Consider the following 14127-nt stretch of genomic DNA (forward strand, 5'->3'; position numbering starts at 1 on the left):
AAAGTCAACGGGCGCGATGCCACGTTGATGAGGCGGAACGCACATATAGTCTGACCGCATGAAAATCGCATCCCTGCTGGCCGCTGCGGCCCTGATGTCCTTGTCATGCGTCGGCGTCGCAACGGCCGATCCGGCTCAGTCCCAGGACGATTTCATGGCGCGGTTGAACGCCCTGTGCGGCCAACGATTCGAAGGCAATGTCGTCACCACCGACGCCGCCGACGCCAGGTTCGCCAGCGAGCGGCTGGTCATGCATGTTCGCGACTGTTCGCCGGACGAGGTGCGTATTCCCTTCGCCGTGGGGTCGGATCGTTCGCGGACTTGGGTCGTCACGAAAACGGACGCTGGCCTTCGGCTGAAGCACGATCACCGCCACGCGGATGGGACGACCGACATGCTGCACTGGTATGGCGGCGATACGATCAACGCGGGCACGGCCGAGCGTCAGCAATTCCCGGTCGATGCCGAATCGACCGCCCTGTTCAACGCCAATGACGCGGCGGTCTCGACCACCAATATCTGGGCGATGGAGGTTCACCCCGACCGGATGTTCGCCTACGAACTGCGTCGTCCCAACCGGTATTTCCGCGTCGAGTTCGACCTGACCAAGCCGATCGCCGACTAAGGATCAAACGACGCGCCAGGCCTGGATCGGCCGCACGGTGGCGCAGGCGGGGCCGCCGTCCTTGGCGCGGCCGGGCAAAACGACTTCCAGCACCTCGCCTTGGCGCGCCTGGGCCAGCAGATCGGGCGGAATGTCGTGGACGTCGATCTTGGCGCGTCGGCTCCATTCGCTGGCGTGCTGGCCTGCCGACGTGCCGATCGCGACATAGACGAACCGCCGCGTAGCGCCCTCGCGCCGCACGAAGGGGCCGGTCAGGCGGCCATCCTCGGACAGGGTGACGGGCGCGTCGAAGCTGATCGGGCCGTCTGCGGCGATGCGCAGCTCGACCGGCATGTTCGCCTTGTCCTGCAGGCTGTAGGCGACGCCCGCGACCGGATCGGCGATCGTCAGGCGCAGGGTGATCGTCGTTCCAGCCACGTCAGTCCCTGTGCTCGACCGTGTGCCGACCCCGCACCATCCGCACGAAGGGCAGGGGGCGGTTTGGGTGTTCCAACCGCTCGGCCAGTTCACCCAGCACAAACCGGGTGATGGCGGGCAGGTCCAGTGCGCGCGCCTCGTCCAACGGCAGCCAGGCGATCTCGTCCAGTTCGCCCGACCCGGCGGTCGGTTCGGGTGTCAGCAGGGCCTCGGCCGGGGCCATGAAGAACCGCGCGTCGAACCGCCGCGTGCGGCCCGGCGGCGTGATGGCGCGGGCGATGTAGGACAGGACCGACAAATCGGGCAGGGCGCCCGCCTGACGATACTCGCGCCACGGTCCGGCGACGGAGGCGCGGGGCGCCGGCCGCCCCAGAATCAGCCCTGTCTCCTCGAACGTCTCGCGCACCGCTGTCAGGGCCAGGGCGCGCGCACGGCGAGCGGGCAGTTCGCCTTCCAATCGCCGCGCAACCTCGCCCGACAACTCACCCGTCGCGGCGGCGGTGAAGTCGCTGCGATCGATCCGCCCGCCCGGAAACACCCATTTCGACGCCATGAACACATGCCCCGGCGCGCGCCGCCCCATCAGCACCTCGGGCCGATCGCGGCCGCGCGTCAAGATCAGCGTCGCCGCATCCTTCGGCCGCTGAGCCCCGCCGACACGCGGGGTGTCGGCCAGATCCTGAGCGGCGTCGAAAGGGGTCACTTGCGCTTGCCCTTCCTCACGCCCTTCAGGCCGCCGGAGGGTTTGGAGCCGTTGCGGGGCTTGGGGCCGCCAGGGCGGTTCTTGCCGCGCATCGGCGGGCCGTCACCCCCGCGTCCGCGAATGCCATAGCGGGGCGCGGGGGCGTTGGGATCGCGGGGTTCGGGCTCGCTGAGCATTTCGAACACCAGGCCGCCGGTAACGGGCGTGGCTTCGCGCAGCGTGACCTCGACCATCCGGCCCAGGGTGAAGCGTTTGCCGGTGCGTTCGCCGACCAGGGCGTGGGCGCGGTCGTCGTGGGTGAAGTATTCGCTGCCGAGCGTGGAGACGGGCACCAGGCCGTCCGCGCCCGTGTCCTCCAGACGAATGAACAGGCCGAACCGCGTCACGCCGGTGATCCGCCCGGCGAAGGTCGCGCCGACGTGCTCTTCCAGATAGGCGGCGATATAGCGGTCCATGGCATCGCGCTCGGCGGCCATCGACCGGCGCTCGGTCATGGTCACGCCCTCGGCGATGGCCGGCAGTTCGGCGATCTCGCGGTCGGTCAGTCCGTCCTTACCCAAGCCCAGAGCCCGGATCAGGCCGCGGTGGACGATCAGGTCGGAATAGCGCCGGATCGGCGAGGTGAAGTGGGCATAGCGATCCAGGTTCAGGCCGAAGTGGCCGATGTTCTCGGGGGAGTAGATCGCCTGCATCTGGCTGCGCAGGACCACCTCGTTGACGACATCGGCGTGTTCGGTGTCGCGGGTCTCGTCCAGCAGTTTGTTGAACCGCTTGGTCGTGCCGGGCTCGCCCTTGTTCCAAGGCTTGCCGATGGTCGACAGGAAGTCGGCCAGGTTGAAGATCTTCTCCTGGCTGGGCGCGTCGTGCACGCGATAGATCAGCGGCGTCTTCTTCTGCTCCAGCGTTTCGGCGGCGCAGACGTTGGCCTGGATCATCATCTCTTCGATCAGCCGGTGCGCCTCCAGCGAAGCGCGCTTTTCGATGGAGGCGATGCCGCCCCCTCCTTGTTCATTGGCGGGCGCCATGCGGATGCGGCGTTCAGCCGATTCGATCTGCAGCGGGCTGCGCTTCAGCCGGCCCTTCAGCATGGCGTGATAGGCGTTCCACAGCGGATAGAGGATCGCCTCCATGATCGGGCCGGTCGTGTCGTCAGTTTGCCCATCAATGGCGGCCTGCGCCTGCTCGTAGCTGAGCTTGGCGTGCGACCGCATCAGGCCGCGCACGAACCGGTGGCCGGTCTTTCGTCCGTCCTTGTCGAAGACCATCCGCACGGCGAGACAGGCGCGGTTCTCGCCCTCCTTCAGGCTGCACAGACCGTTCGACAGCACTTCCGGCAGCATCGGCTCGACGCGATCGGGGAAATAGGTCGAGTTGCCCTTGTCGCGCGCCTCGCGGTCCAGCTGGCTGCCGGGGCGGACGTAGGCGGCGACGTCGGCGATGGCGACCCAGACGATCCAGCCGCCCTCATTCTTCGGATCCTCATCGCGCGCCGCATAGACGGCGTCGTCGTGGTCGCGCGCATCGGCGGGGTCGATGGTGATGAAGGGGACCTCGCGCAGGTCCTCGCGGCCCTTCAGCGTCGGCAGGGTCTGATCCTCGGCCTCGCGTTCGACCGCTTCGGAGAAGCCGGTCGGGACGCCGTGGGCGTGAATGGCGATCAGGGAGGCGGCGCGGGGATCATCCTCCTTGCCGATGTGCTCCAGGATCTTGCCGCGCTTGGGACCATAGCGCTGGTCGCCCTTCTCAATGGCGGCCAGAACCAGATCGCCGTCACGCAGGTCGCCGGACTGGGCCTGGGGCACCAGCAGTACGTCCTTGGAGCGGCGATCGACCGGCTCGACGCGGGTTTCGCGCGCCGACTTGCGGATCACGCCCAGGACGCGGTTGGAGCCGACATCCAGCTTCTTGATCAGCCGGGCTTCCCAGCCCTCGTCGCCGCGCTGGAATTTCACCAGCACGCGATCGCCCAGGCCAGGGGCGGCCTTGGACTTGTCGGGCATCAGAATGGCGCGCGGGGCGTCGGGACTGGCCTCGACCAGGCGCACATACAGTTCGCCATCGCCGTCGCGTTCGATCACATCGGCGACGCCGACGGGGGGCAGGGCGCCAGCTTCAGAAAAGCCCTTGCGGCCGCGTTTGCCCAGTCGCCCTTCGGCTTCCAGTTCGCGGATCATTTCGCGCAGGGCCCGGCGGTCGCCGCCCTTCAGGCCGAAATGGCGCGCGATGTCGGTCTTCTCGGCCGATCCGGCCTCGCGCAGAAAGGCGACGAGGGCAGCTTTGTCGGGGAGGCCGGCAGGCGGCCTCTTGGATGATTTGGTCATTATGTCTTTCGTAGCGCGTAACCGCGCCCTTGAGTAAATCTTGAGGGGTCAAATCTTGCGTGAGTTGACCATGTGAAGGCGGGGCTTCAGCTTCCGCCCGCCCCGAATGGAGTTTTCGATGTCCCTGACCGCCCCCGCCCTGAGCGCGACCGTCTCGTCGCCGCTGGATCTGATCGGCAAGACGCCGATGGTGGAGGTGACGAAGATCGACACCGGCCCGTGCCGCCTGCTGCTGAAGCTGGAGTCCCAGAACCCCGGCGGTTCGATCAAGGACCGGATCGCCATCTCGATGCTGGACGCCGCCGAGCGCGAAGGCTTCCTGAAGGAAGGTGGCACCATCGTGGAGGCGACGGCGGGCAACACCGGCCTGGCGCTGACGCTGGTCGGTCGGGCCCGGGGGTATAAGGTGCTTCTGGTCATCCCGGACAAGATGTCCAAGGAAAAGATCCAGCATCTCAGGGCGATGGGCGCCGATGTTCGTCTGACGCGTTCGGACGTCCCGCATGGCCATCCGGAATATTACACCGACATGGCCGAGCGTCTGGCCCAAGGCATTCCCGGCGGCTTCTACGTCAACCAGTTCGCCAACGCCGCCAACGCCGAGGCCCATGTGAATACGACGGGCCCCGAAATCTGGGAGCAGACGGGCGGCGACATCGACGCCTTCGTCGCCGGCATCGGCTCGGGCGGCACGATCACCGGCGTGGCGCAGTTTCTGAAGAGCGTTGGCTCGAAGGCCCAGATCATCCTGGCCGATCCCGTCGGCTCGACCCTCGCCGGCATCGTCAACGACGGCGTGCCGGGGCCGGAAGGCAGCTACACCGTCGAGGGAATCGGCCAGAACTTCGTGCCCGATACGGCGGACATGAGCCTGATCGACAAGGCCTATTCGATCCCCGACGCCGAGGCGATCGCCACGGCGCGCGAACTGCTGCTGAAGGAAGGCATCCTGGCCGGCTCGTCGTCCGGCACCCTGATCGCCTCGGCCCTGCGCTGGTGCCGCGAGCAGACCGAGCCCAAGACTTGCGTGACCTTCGTCTGCGACACCGGGGCCAAATATCTGTCCAAGGTCTATAACGACGCCTGGCTGGCGGATCAGGGCCTGGGAGAGCGCGAGCTGCACGGCGACTTGTCGGACCTGATCAACCGCAAATACGAGAAGGGCGACGTCGTCGTCGCCGGGCCGGGCGATACCCTGGACACCGCCTTCAAGCGGATGAAGGGCGCCGACGTATCGCAACTGCCGATCATCGAAGACGGCCGGCTAGTCGGGATCCTGGACGAAAGCGACCTGATCCGCATCATGAACACCGACGAGATCACGCGAAAGGAACGGTTCGCCAAGCCGGTGGCCTCAGCCATGACGCGCGATCTGGACACGCTTCAGGTCAATGAGCCGCTGGACGCCCTGATCCCTGTCTTCGACCGCGACCGCGTGGCCATCGTGCTGGACGGAGAGCGGTTCGTCGGCCTGATCACCCGCACCGACCTGATCAACCACCTCAGCCTGAACCGGTAAGTCCATGAGCGACAAGAAGAACAGCCAGGGCTTTTCGACCCGCGCCATCCATGCGGGCCAAAATCCTGACCCGACCACGGGCGCGGTGATGACGCCAATCTACGCCACCTCGACCTACGCCCAGGAGAGCCCGGGCTTGAACAAGGGTTATGAGTATGCGCGGGGCAAGAACCCGACGCGCGAGGCGTTCGAGGCCTGTATTGCGGACCTGGAGGGCGGCACGCACGGGTTCGGCTTCGGCTCGGGCATGGCGGCGACCTCGACCGCGCTGGAGCTGCTGGATGCGGGCGATCACATCGTCACTGGCGACGACTTGTACGGCGGCTCATGGCGACTGTTCGAGCGGGTGCGCAGGCGAACCATGGGGCTGGACTTCGCCTATGTGGACCTGAGCGACATCGCGGCGGTCGAGGCGGCGATCACGCCCAAGACCAAGATGCTGTGGGTCGAGACGCCCACCAATCCCCTGATGAAGCTGGCCGATATCGCCGCCCTGTCGAAGGTGGCCAAGGCGCATGGGTTGCTGCTGGTCGTGGACAACACCTTCGCGACCCCGTTCTGCCAGCAGCCGCTGAGCCTGGGGGCGGACGTGGTGATGCACTCGGCGACCAAATACCTGAACGGCCATTCGGACATCATCGGCGGGGTGCTGGTAACGGGCGATCCCGACCTGGCGACGCGGATCAAGTTCCTGCAGAACTCGGTCGGCGGGATCATGGGGCCGTTCGACGCCTTCCTGGCCAACCGGGGGCTGAAGACTCTGGCGCTGAGGATGAAGGCGCACTGCGAGAACGCGCTGACCATCGCACGCTGGCTGGAGACGCGCGCGGGGATCGCCAAGGTGATCTATCCCGGCCTGATCGCCCACCCGCAGCATGAGCTGGCCGCGCGCCAGATGAGCGGCGGCTTCGGCGGGATGGTGACGGTGATCCTGGAGGGCGATCTGGAGCGCACGAAGCGGGTGCTGGAACGGGTTCAGGTCTTCACCCTGGCGGAGTCGCTGGGCGGGGTCGAAAGCCTGGTGAACCACCCGGCCATCATGACCCACGCCAGCGTGCCCAAGGAGGTGCGCGAGGCGGGCGGCGTGACCGACAACCTGATCCGGCTGTCGGTCGGGGTCGAGAACGTCGAGGACCTGGTCGCGGATCTGAATCAGGCCCTGGGCTGATCTCAGCTGGAGGGAAGGGCTGTCTGGTGGCCGGTGACCGGCGGCAGCTTCTTCTTGGGGGCGGCGCGCTTGACCGGGGCCTTTGCGGGCTTGGGCAGGGCCGCGCGGCGGGCCATTTCGGTGTCGATGACCGGGATGATGTCGCTGGCGGCCATGACCTGGGTCGAGGCGCCGTGTTCGACCAGGCGGGCGGCGTTGGCGCGCAGCGTCGTCAGGTCGGCGTCGGTCATCGCGGGGATCATGTCGGCGAGCGGGGTCATGTCGGCATCCGTATGCAGAAGCCTCAGGGCTGGCGCGACAGGCGCCAGCCCTTCAGCTGATTGAAGGCTATTTCCACCGTCACGCGGTCGCCCAGCAGCGAGACGCCCGTCTGGGCGCCCAGCGAGGGCAGGACCGTGATCAGGTGGCCATTGTCCAGGCGAACGCGACGGCCGCCGAGCGGCATCAGTTTGATGACCTCGCCGTCGAAGGCGATCACGCCGGCCCTGGTCGGGGCTGGCTCGTTCGTGTTGGACGCTTGGAGCGTGTCCTACTCCGCCGCCGTAAGGCGACCGGCGGACTCTTTGCCGGAGCGCGAATCGCGCTCGATTTCGTAGGAAATCTTCTGGCCTTCGTTCAGCGAGCCGACGCTCGACGTTTCGACGGCCGAGGCGTGGACGAAGACATCCTTGCCGCCGTCATCGGGCGCGATGAAGCCGTAGCCTTTGGTGGGGTTGTACCATTTTACAGTGCCGGTAGCCATTTGGAGACCTCCGTCTGGCGTTGACCGCAGGGAGGGATCCCTGGTCGGCCTGTCGGGTCTGAATGGGATCGGCTTTTGGACCTCGGTGCGTGATGCAAAGGGAGCAGCGGCGTTACGCAGAGAGATCGACCAGACCTAGATGGGCGCCCGACAACCGTTACGCAAGGGGCTGGCGATCAGAAGGCGTAGGCGACCTTGGCGACCAGGGCGTCCTCATACTGTTCGCCGAAGGTGTGGGCGTCGGTGTCGTAGTAGCGCAGGTCCAGTTCCAGGGCGTCGGTGAGGGCGTAGGTCACGCCGGCGTTCCAGCCGGTGTAATCGGGCGCGCCGTTCTGCTCGCGACGACCGACGGCGACTGTGCCGTTCAGCTGGGGCGTGAAGTCCCAGCCCAGGCGGCCCTCGACCCAGGTGAAGCTGTCGGTCGAGCCGGCGGCGTCGGGCGAATACTGGACTTGCAGTCGTGCGCTGGCCGGGCCGATCGAGCGGCTGGCGTTGCCGGTGATCTCCCAGGCGTCCTGATCATAGCCGGCTTCGGCGTCGAGGCGGTTCTTGTAGGCGACGTTGAAGTCGAACCGATAGCCGAAGGCCTCGGGCTGATAGCCGACCACGAACTCGGCCTCGACGTTAGAGCCGCCGGCCTGGATCGTCTGGAAGCCGGGGCCGACGTAGAACAGGCCGTCCGCGCTTTCCCAGGTCGCCGAGCCGAAGGCGTAGCCGTCGTTGCCGGACTTGGACGCATCCTTGGAGCGGTTGTCCGTGCCCGCGCCCAGTTCGAAGGACCAGGCGTCGCGCGTGGACGTCGGGGCGGACCCAGACGCCGACTGGGCGGCGGCCGGCAGCGCAACGGCGAGCGCGGAGACGGAGAGGGCGGCGAGGATGGTCGTGCGGATCATGGGGGCTCCAGCGCGAGAGAAGCGGATTGGCGCCGCCTTTAGCGTGCTCCGGCCTTGATGGCGAATTCCTCCGTGGCCTGAGCGAACTCTTGTCGCAGGCGCGCGACCAGTTCGGCGGTCGGCAGGACGTCGTGGATGGCGCCCGCGCCTTGGCCGGCGGACCAGACGGTCTTCCAGGCCTTGGCCTCGTCGCCCATGTCCAGCTTGTGCTCTGGCAAGGTCTTCGGATCGATGCCGTTTTCGATCAGCGACTTGCTCATGAAGTTGGCAGGGATGCCGGACACGGCGGGCGTGTGGACGATGTCGGTCGCGCCGCTGTCGATGACCATCTGCTTGTAGGCGTCGGCGGCCATGGCCTCGGTCGTGTTGATGAAGCGCGTGCCCATATAGGCGAAGTCGGCGCCCAGCATCAGGGCGGCCGCAACGTCCTGACCCGTCGAGAGCGCGCCCGACAGGATGATGGTCCCCTTGAAGAAGCTTCGGACCTCATTGACCAGGGCGAAGGGGTTGATGATGCCCGCATGGCCGCCCGCGCCATTGGCGACCAGGATCAGACCATCGACGCCCGCCTCGGCCGCCTTTCGCGCATGGCGAATGTTGGCGATGTCGTGGAAGACCTGACCGCCGTAGCCGTGGACCGCATCGACCACATCGCGCACGGCGCCCAGGGAGGTGATGATCAGCGGCACCTTCTCCTCGACCGACACCATCATGTCGGCCATCAGCCGGGGGTTGGTCGGATGAACGATGTGATTGACGCCGAAAGCCGCAGCCTCGGGCTTCAGCCGGCTTTTGATCTCATGAATCCACTCGCGATAGCCCTCGGTCGTGCGCTGGTTCAGCGACGGGAAGGTGCCGATCACGCCCGCATTGCAGGCCTCGACCACCAGATCCGGTCCGGACACCAGGAACATCGGCGCCGAAATGATCGGCAGGATCAGACCTTTTTGCAGCGAAGCGGGAATGGCCACGGGCGTCTCCTTTGGTTGTCTTTCGCTACGCTTAGCGGGCTGTCGCCGGGGAAGGCAATCGCGGGGATTTCAGACGGTGGCGCGAAAAAATGAGTCTAATTCGTCTAATCTCGGGTCGGGGGCGGGGTGAAAGCGGGCAGGCGGCGACGGCGGGTGAAAACCGGCCATCATACGACGGTCCGGATCGAGGATCGGTCGATTGACGCTGCCCGGCGCGAAGGCGTTGAAAGGGTAGGGGTAGTTGTCCGGGATTAGGATGGCTGGCTGATCGTCTTCCTTCTCCCGTTGGGAGAAGGTGGCCCGGAGAGCCGGATGAGGATCGGTCGATTGGCCAGATCACGCCGTTCGACCCTCATCCTTTCGCGCAATGACGCCGGCTGACGCCGCCGTGCGCTCAAGCCCTCTCCCAATGGGAGAAGGAAGTGGAGCGGAGGAGGATTTTCATACGCGTCGCAAGCGCCTAAATGCCCGGCATGACCCACTACACCGACAACCTCAGCCAGCTCGGCGCCCAGACCGCCGCTCCGACCAGTCCCGAGACGGCGGTGCTGGAGCGGGTGCCGAACCCGCATGCGGACACGCTGTATCTGGCCCGTTTCACGGCGCCGGAGTTCACCAGCCTGTGCCCGGTGACGGGCCAGCCGGATTTCGCCCACATCGTCATCGACTATGCGCCGGGCGACTGGCTGGTCGAGTCCAAGAGCCTGAAGCTGTATCTGACCAGTTTCCGCAATCACGGCGCCTTCCACGAGGACTGCACCGTCGCGATCGGCCGCAAGCTGGCCGACCTGCTGGAACCCAAGTGGCTGAGGATCGGCGGATACTGGTATCCGCGCGGCGGCATCCCGATCGACGTCTTCTGGCAGACCGGTGCGCCGCCCGAAGGGCTGTGGCTGCCGGACCAAGGCGTGCCGACCTATCGCGGGCGGGGATAGTCAGAGGTCGCGCGGCCGCCGTTCAGCGGCGGGCGCTTCGCGATCAGGCCATTAGGGCCACAGGCGCAGCCTGGTCAGGCCAGGCGACAGGAGACAAGGCTTCCAGCGCCGGCTTCGCCAGCAGATAGCCCTGCATCAGATCGACGCCGAGGTCGCGCAGGACATCGTGTTCGGCCAGGGTTTCGATGCCCTCGCAGACCGGCTGGATGGCCAGGTCCCGCAGCATGTTCAGCGTGTTGCGCACGATGGTGCGCTTGACCGTGTTGGTGTCGATGTCGCGAACCAGGGCCATGTCCAGTTTGACGATGTCGGGCTGGAACAGGCTGAGCAGGCCAAGACCCGCATAGCCGGCGCCGAAGTCGTCGATGGCGGTCTTGAAGCCCATGGCGCGATAGGATCGCAGGATGTTGAGGATGTGGTCGGTGTCCATCACCTCGCTCTCGGTGAACTCGAAGATGATCCGATCCACCGGGAAGTTGGTGCGCATCGCCGCCGCCAGGGTGGCGCGGATGCAGGCGCGCGGCTCATAGACGGCGTTGGGCAGGAAGTTGATCGACAGGCTGGCGCCGCCCGCCGTCATATCCAGACCGGCGGCGAGATCGATGGCGGTCGTGCGGCACAGCTGATCGAAGGCATAGCGGTTGTCGTGGGAGATATGCGACAGAACCTGGCCTGCGCCCCGGCCGTCCTTGCCCCGCACCAGAGCCTCGTAGGCGAAGACCGTCTGGGTCGTCACATCGACGATCGGCTGGAACGCCATGGTGATCGGCAGGTCAAACCCCGCCCCATCCTTACAGCCTGCGCAAGACATAAGCTTCTCCTACTGGCCGGCAAGTCTACGGCGGCAGGCGTTAAAGACTGATGTCGAAAAGGAAATTCGTTCTCGGGTTCCTTTCGTGCGGTTGAGACGCCGCGGCGTGGGAGCCGTCCGCTCTTGAAGTTTCGCGCTGGGCCGTCACGGGTAGTGCGATGAACCACGCACTTCCGCTCGAAGCCTGGGGGCGCCGTCTGATGACGCGGGCGGAGGCGTGGGCGGATGGGACCAGACCGCGTCGATACGCCTATGAGTTCCTGTGGTTCGGGCTGAAGCAGGGGTGGGCGTGTCTGTTCGGGGGGCTGATGCTGGCCCTGATCCTGGGAACGTTTCTGCTTTGGCCGGAGGGGGCGCCGGTGTCCCGTTACGATTTCCTGGCCGTCGGGGCGGTGGTGATCCAGGCGGCGATGCTGATCTTCCGGCTGGAGAGCTGGGAAGAGGCGCGGGTGATCTTCCTGTTCCATGTGGCGGGGACGATCATGGAGCTGTTCAAGACCGCGCACGGGTCGTGGGTCTATCCCGAGGACAGTCTTCTGCGGATCGGGGCGGTGCCGCTGTTCTCCGGCTTCATGTATGCGGCGGTCGGCAGCTATATCGCGCGGGTGCAGCGCATCTTCCATATTCGGGTGCGGAGGTATCCGCCGCTGTGGACGACCTGGGTGCTGGCGGCGGCGATCTACATCAACTTCTTCGCCCATCATTGGCTTCCGGATTTTCGAAAAGTCCTATTTGTGCTGACGATCCTCTTGTTCTGCCGAGGCTGGTTCTTCTTCACCGTCGATCGGATGCGATTGAAGATGCCGTTGCTGTTGGGCTTCGGCTTGGTGGCCCTATTCATCTGGTTCGCCGAGAACCTGGGCACGCTGGGGCGGGCCTGGGTCTATCCCGGGCAGGCCGACGGGTGGGAGATGGTGTCCCTGGCCAAGCTGGGCAGCTGGTTCCTGCTGATGATCATTTCGGTGGTGCTGGTCTCGTTGGTGCACCGACCGGAAGAGGAACTTAGCGGCCCTGTAACGCCCCGCGCATGATGGCGGACTTGCGGCTCATGCGGGCCTTCACCAGGCGATAGGCCACGGCGACAATCAGGATGGTCACGGCGAGGGCGCCGATCAGAAGGGTGGGGCCGTGGGCCTCGCTGAGGACTTCCATCTTCGCCAGGCCCTGGGCGGCGAGATAGCCCGGCGCCAGCATGGCCAGCACCCAGACGATCCCGGATGTGACATTGCCGAACTGGAAGGCGCGCTGACGCATCCTGAGCATGCCCAGGGTCAGGGGCACGAAGGCGCGCAAGGGCCCGAAGAAGCGGCCGACGAAGATCGACATGACGCCGTAGCGACGGCAGTACAACCGCGTCCAGGCGATGCGGCGGCGGTGCGCCGTGAACATCGGGCGCTGGAGGAAGCGCACGCCCAGTCGACGTCCGGCCCAGTAGGAGATGGCGTCGCCGATCACCGCGCCGATGACGCAGCCGACGATGACATTGACGGGGTCCAGCACGCCGGCCGCGATCAGACCGCCCGCCGCGACCAGCAGGCCGGTGGCGGGCACGAAGGCGCCGACGACCGCCAGCGACTCGACGAACACGACCAGGCCCAACATGACGCCGGCCCACATATGGTTGCGGGCGACGAAATCGCCCACGGCTTGCAACAGGGAATCCATACGAAGGCCTTGGGGGAGGAAGGCGGGGTCGGTCGAGGTCAAACCGACGTAGGGCGACCTTATGTCACCCGCTTACGGCAGGCGTGTGACCTTGGCGGCCATGTCGGGACGCGGGCGTTCCAGCGCCGGTTCGTTCAGCGTGCCGATGTGGATGAAGCCGGCGACGCTCTCGCCCTCGGTCAGGCCGAACAGGGCGACGCCTTGCGGATCGTAGCTGTACCAGTCGGTGATCCAGCTGGACGAATAGCCGAAGCCGGATGCCGCGTGTTCCAGGTTCATGCAGACCGCGCCCGCCGACAGCTGTTGCTCCCAGATCGGCTTGGACCCTTCGACCGGCGTCGAGACGACCAGGATAGTGACGGGCGCGGCGGTGAGCTTGGCCAGCACGGCCTGATCCTTGGCCGGGCCGTTCCTGAGTTCGACCAGCACGGCGAGGCGGGCGGCGATGTCGGCGCGCGATTGGGGGCCCAGGACCACGAACCGCCACGGGAACAGCTTGCCGTGGTCGGGCGTGCGGGCGCCCAGGGTTAGAATCTCGTCCAGTTCCGCCTCGGACGGGCCGGGCGCGACCAGGGCCTGGGCCGGGGCGGAGCGCCGCTGGGCCAGGCGGTCCCGAAAATCTTTCGAGGGAACGGGCGGGGGCAGGGGTTCGTTGAGCGCGACCATGCCGTCTAGCTAGGCTTTCATCCGCGTCTTCGCCATAGGTGGCCCATGCGCAAATCCGACGAACCGAAATGGGCCGAGGGGATGGCGAAACCGCCGGCGTGGCGCAGCGACGGAACCGAGACGGTGTTCGATAGCCCTTGGATGGCGCTGACCCGGCATCCGGCGACGGCGCCGACCGGGATGAAGGCCGACTATGCCGTCGTGCGGTTCAAGAATGTTGGGACCGGCGTCCTGCCCGTCCACGACGACGGAACGGTGACTTTGGTGGGCCAGCAGCGGTTCGCCCACGCCAACTACAGCTGGGAAATGCCCGAAGGCGGTGCGCCGCTGGACGAGAATCCGTTCGACGGCATCCGGCGCGAACTGGCCGAAGAGGCGGGATTGCAGGCCGAGCATTGGCTGCCGGCGCTGAAGGTCGAGATGTCGAACTCCATCACCGACGAGATCGGCATGACCTGGATCGCCTGGGGCCTGTCGCCTGCGCCGACCGATCCCGATCCCACCGAGATCATCGCCGTGGTCCGCGTGCCGTTTGTCGATCTGCTGGACGAGATCGGGCGGGGAACGGTGCGCGACAGCCTGACGGTGGCGACGGCCTACAAGGCCTATCATATGGCGATGAACGGCGAACTTCCCGAGGCGCTGGCGCGCGCCTTGCTGGGGCGCGTATGATGTCGCCGAAGGAGCCGGT

General features: G+C 66.3%; 17 protein-coding genes. 6 read left to right on the top strand and 11 right to left on the bottom strand.

Features of this window, described 5'->3' with window-relative positions; translation table 11 throughout:
• Nucleotides 1-58: 58 nt before the first annotated feature.
• Nucleotides 59-625 carry a hypothetical protein gene (locus QRN13_RS11655; RefSeq protein ID WP_284878033.1) on the top strand — a complete coding sequence of 189 codons (567 nt, stop codon included), beginning with the start codon at nt 59-61 and terminating at the stop codon, nt 623-625.
• A gap of 3 nt (nt 626-628) precedes the next feature.
• Here the strand turns inward: QRN13_RS11655 and QRN13_RS11660 are convergent, their stop codons facing one another.
• Genes QRN13_RS11660 through rnr form a run of 3 tightly spaced genes read right to left on the bottom strand, consistent with a single transcriptional unit; the run spans nt 629 to nt 4066 of the window.
• A complete protein-coding gene (locus tag QRN13_RS11660) occupies nt 629-1042 on the bottom strand; it encodes a DUF5990 family protein (RefSeq protein WP_284878034.1) in 414 nt (137 codons plus the stop codon).
• Nucleotide 1043: 1 nt separating this feature from the next.
• Nucleotides 1044-1745, bottom strand: coding sequence for an NUDIX hydrolase (locus QRN13_RS11665; protein ID WP_284878035.1), 702 nt, complete (start codon nt 1743-1745; stop codon nt 1044-1046).
• Entirely contained in the window at nt 1742-4066 is a 2325-nt protein-coding gene (rnr, locus tag QRN13_RS11670) for a ribonuclease R (RefSeq protein ID WP_284878036.1), read from the bottom strand. Before rnr ends, QRN13_RS11665 begins: the two co-directional genes overlap by 4 nt.
• A gap of 118 nt (nt 4067-4184) precedes the next feature.
• On the opposite strand from rnr, the gene QRN13_RS11675 reads away from it, so the two are divergent.
• Complete coding sequence (locus QRN13_RS11675; protein ID WP_165116099.1) at nt 4185-5585, top strand: pyridoxal-phosphate dependent enzyme; 1401 nt, start codon at nt 4185-4187, stop codon at nt 5583-5585.
• A gap of 4 nt (nt 5586-5589) precedes the next feature.
• Nucleotides 5590-6753 carry a cystathionine gamma-synthase gene (locus QRN13_RS11680; protein ID WP_284878037.1) on the top strand — a complete coding sequence of 388 codons (1164 nt, stop codon included), beginning with the start codon at nt 5590-5592 and terminating at the stop codon, nt 6751-6753.
• Nucleotides 6754-6755: 2 nt separating this feature from the next.
• On the opposite strand, the gene QRN13_RS11685 is transcribed toward QRN13_RS11680, so the two are convergent.
• The 5 genes from QRN13_RS11685 to QRN13_RS11705 form a co-directional block, all read right to left on the bottom strand.
• On the bottom strand, nt 6756-7013 hold the full coding sequence (locus tag QRN13_RS11685) for a hypothetical protein (protein WP_055754797.1): 258 nt from the start codon (nt 7011-7013) through the stop codon (nt 6756-6758).
• Nucleotides 7014-7036: 23 nt separating this feature from the next.
• Complete coding sequence (locus tag QRN13_RS11690) at nt 7037-7231, bottom strand: S1 domain-containing protein (protein WP_055754798.1); 195 nt, start codon at nt 7229-7231, stop codon at nt 7037-7039.
• Between the two features lie 51 nt (nt 7232-7282).
• The gene (locus QRN13_RS11695) at nt 7283-7495 is read right to left on the bottom strand and encodes a cold-shock protein (RefSeq protein ID WP_008260450.1); all 213 of its coding nucleotides are present in this window, start codon (nt 7493-7495) and stop codon (nt 7283-7285) included.
• A gap of 176 nt (nt 7496-7671) precedes the next feature.
• Nucleotides 7672-8388 (bottom strand): TorF family putative porin, encoded by a 717-nt coding sequence (locus QRN13_RS11700; RefSeq protein ID WP_284878039.1) that lies wholly within the window; start codon nt 8386-8388, stop codon nt 7672-7674.
• Nucleotides 8389-8426: 38 nt separating this feature from the next.
• On the bottom strand, nt 8427-9359 hold the full coding sequence (locus QRN13_RS11705; RefSeq protein ID WP_017504659.1) for an NAD(P)H-dependent flavin oxidoreductase: 933 nt from the start codon (nt 9357-9359) through the stop codon (nt 8427-8429).
• A gap of 473 nt (nt 9360-9832) precedes the next feature.
• Here QRN13_RS11705 and queF point away from each other — a divergent pair, with 473 nt between their 5' ends.
• Nucleotides 9833-10294, top strand: a complete 462-nt coding sequence (queF, locus tag QRN13_RS11710; protein ID WP_055805377.1) for a preQ(1) synthase — start codon at nt 9833-9835, stop codon at nt 10292-10294.
• Nucleotides 10295-10337: 43 nt separating this feature from the next.
• On the opposite strand, the gene QRN13_RS11715 is transcribed toward queF, so the two are convergent.
• On the bottom strand, nt 10338-11105 hold the full coding sequence (locus tag QRN13_RS11715) for an EAL domain-containing protein (protein ID WP_284878040.1): 768 nt from the start codon (nt 11103-11105) through the stop codon (nt 10338-10340).
• 158 nt (nt 11106-11263) lie between these two features.
• On the opposite strand from QRN13_RS11715, the gene QRN13_RS11720 reads away from it, so the two are divergent.
• Nucleotides 11264-12136 (top strand): DUF817 domain-containing protein, encoded by an 873-nt coding sequence (locus tag QRN13_RS11720; RefSeq protein ID WP_492304118.1) that lies wholly within the window; start codon nt 11264-11266, stop codon nt 12134-12136.
• Here the strand turns inward: QRN13_RS11720 and QRN13_RS11725 are convergent.
• Nucleotides 12108-12770 carry a DedA family protein gene (locus tag QRN13_RS11725; RefSeq protein ID WP_284878041.1) on the bottom strand — a complete coding sequence of 221 codons (663 nt, stop codon included), beginning with the start codon at nt 12768-12770 and terminating at the stop codon, nt 12108-12110. The two genes, QRN13_RS11720 and QRN13_RS11725, sit on opposite strands and share 29 nt — an antisense overlap.
• A gap of 72 nt (nt 12771-12842) precedes the next feature.
• Nucleotides 12843-13436, bottom strand: a complete 594-nt coding sequence (locus QRN13_RS11730) for a nitroreductase family protein (RefSeq protein ID WP_284878042.1) — start codon at nt 13434-13436, stop codon at nt 12843-12845.
• A gap of 45 nt (nt 13437-13481) precedes the next feature.
• Here QRN13_RS11730 and QRN13_RS11735 point away from each other — a divergent pair, with 45 nt between their 5' ends.
• A complete protein-coding gene (locus QRN13_RS11735) occupies nt 13482-14108 on the top strand; it encodes an NUDIX domain-containing protein (protein WP_284878043.1) in 627 nt (208 codons plus the stop codon).
• The last annotated feature ends 19 nt before the right edge of the window (nt 14109-14127 follow it).

This window comes from Brevundimonas sp. MEB006b (assembly GCF_030209705.1).
Taxonomy (GTDB): Bacteria; Pseudomonadota; Alphaproteobacteria; order Caulobacterales; family Caulobacteraceae; genus Brevundimonas.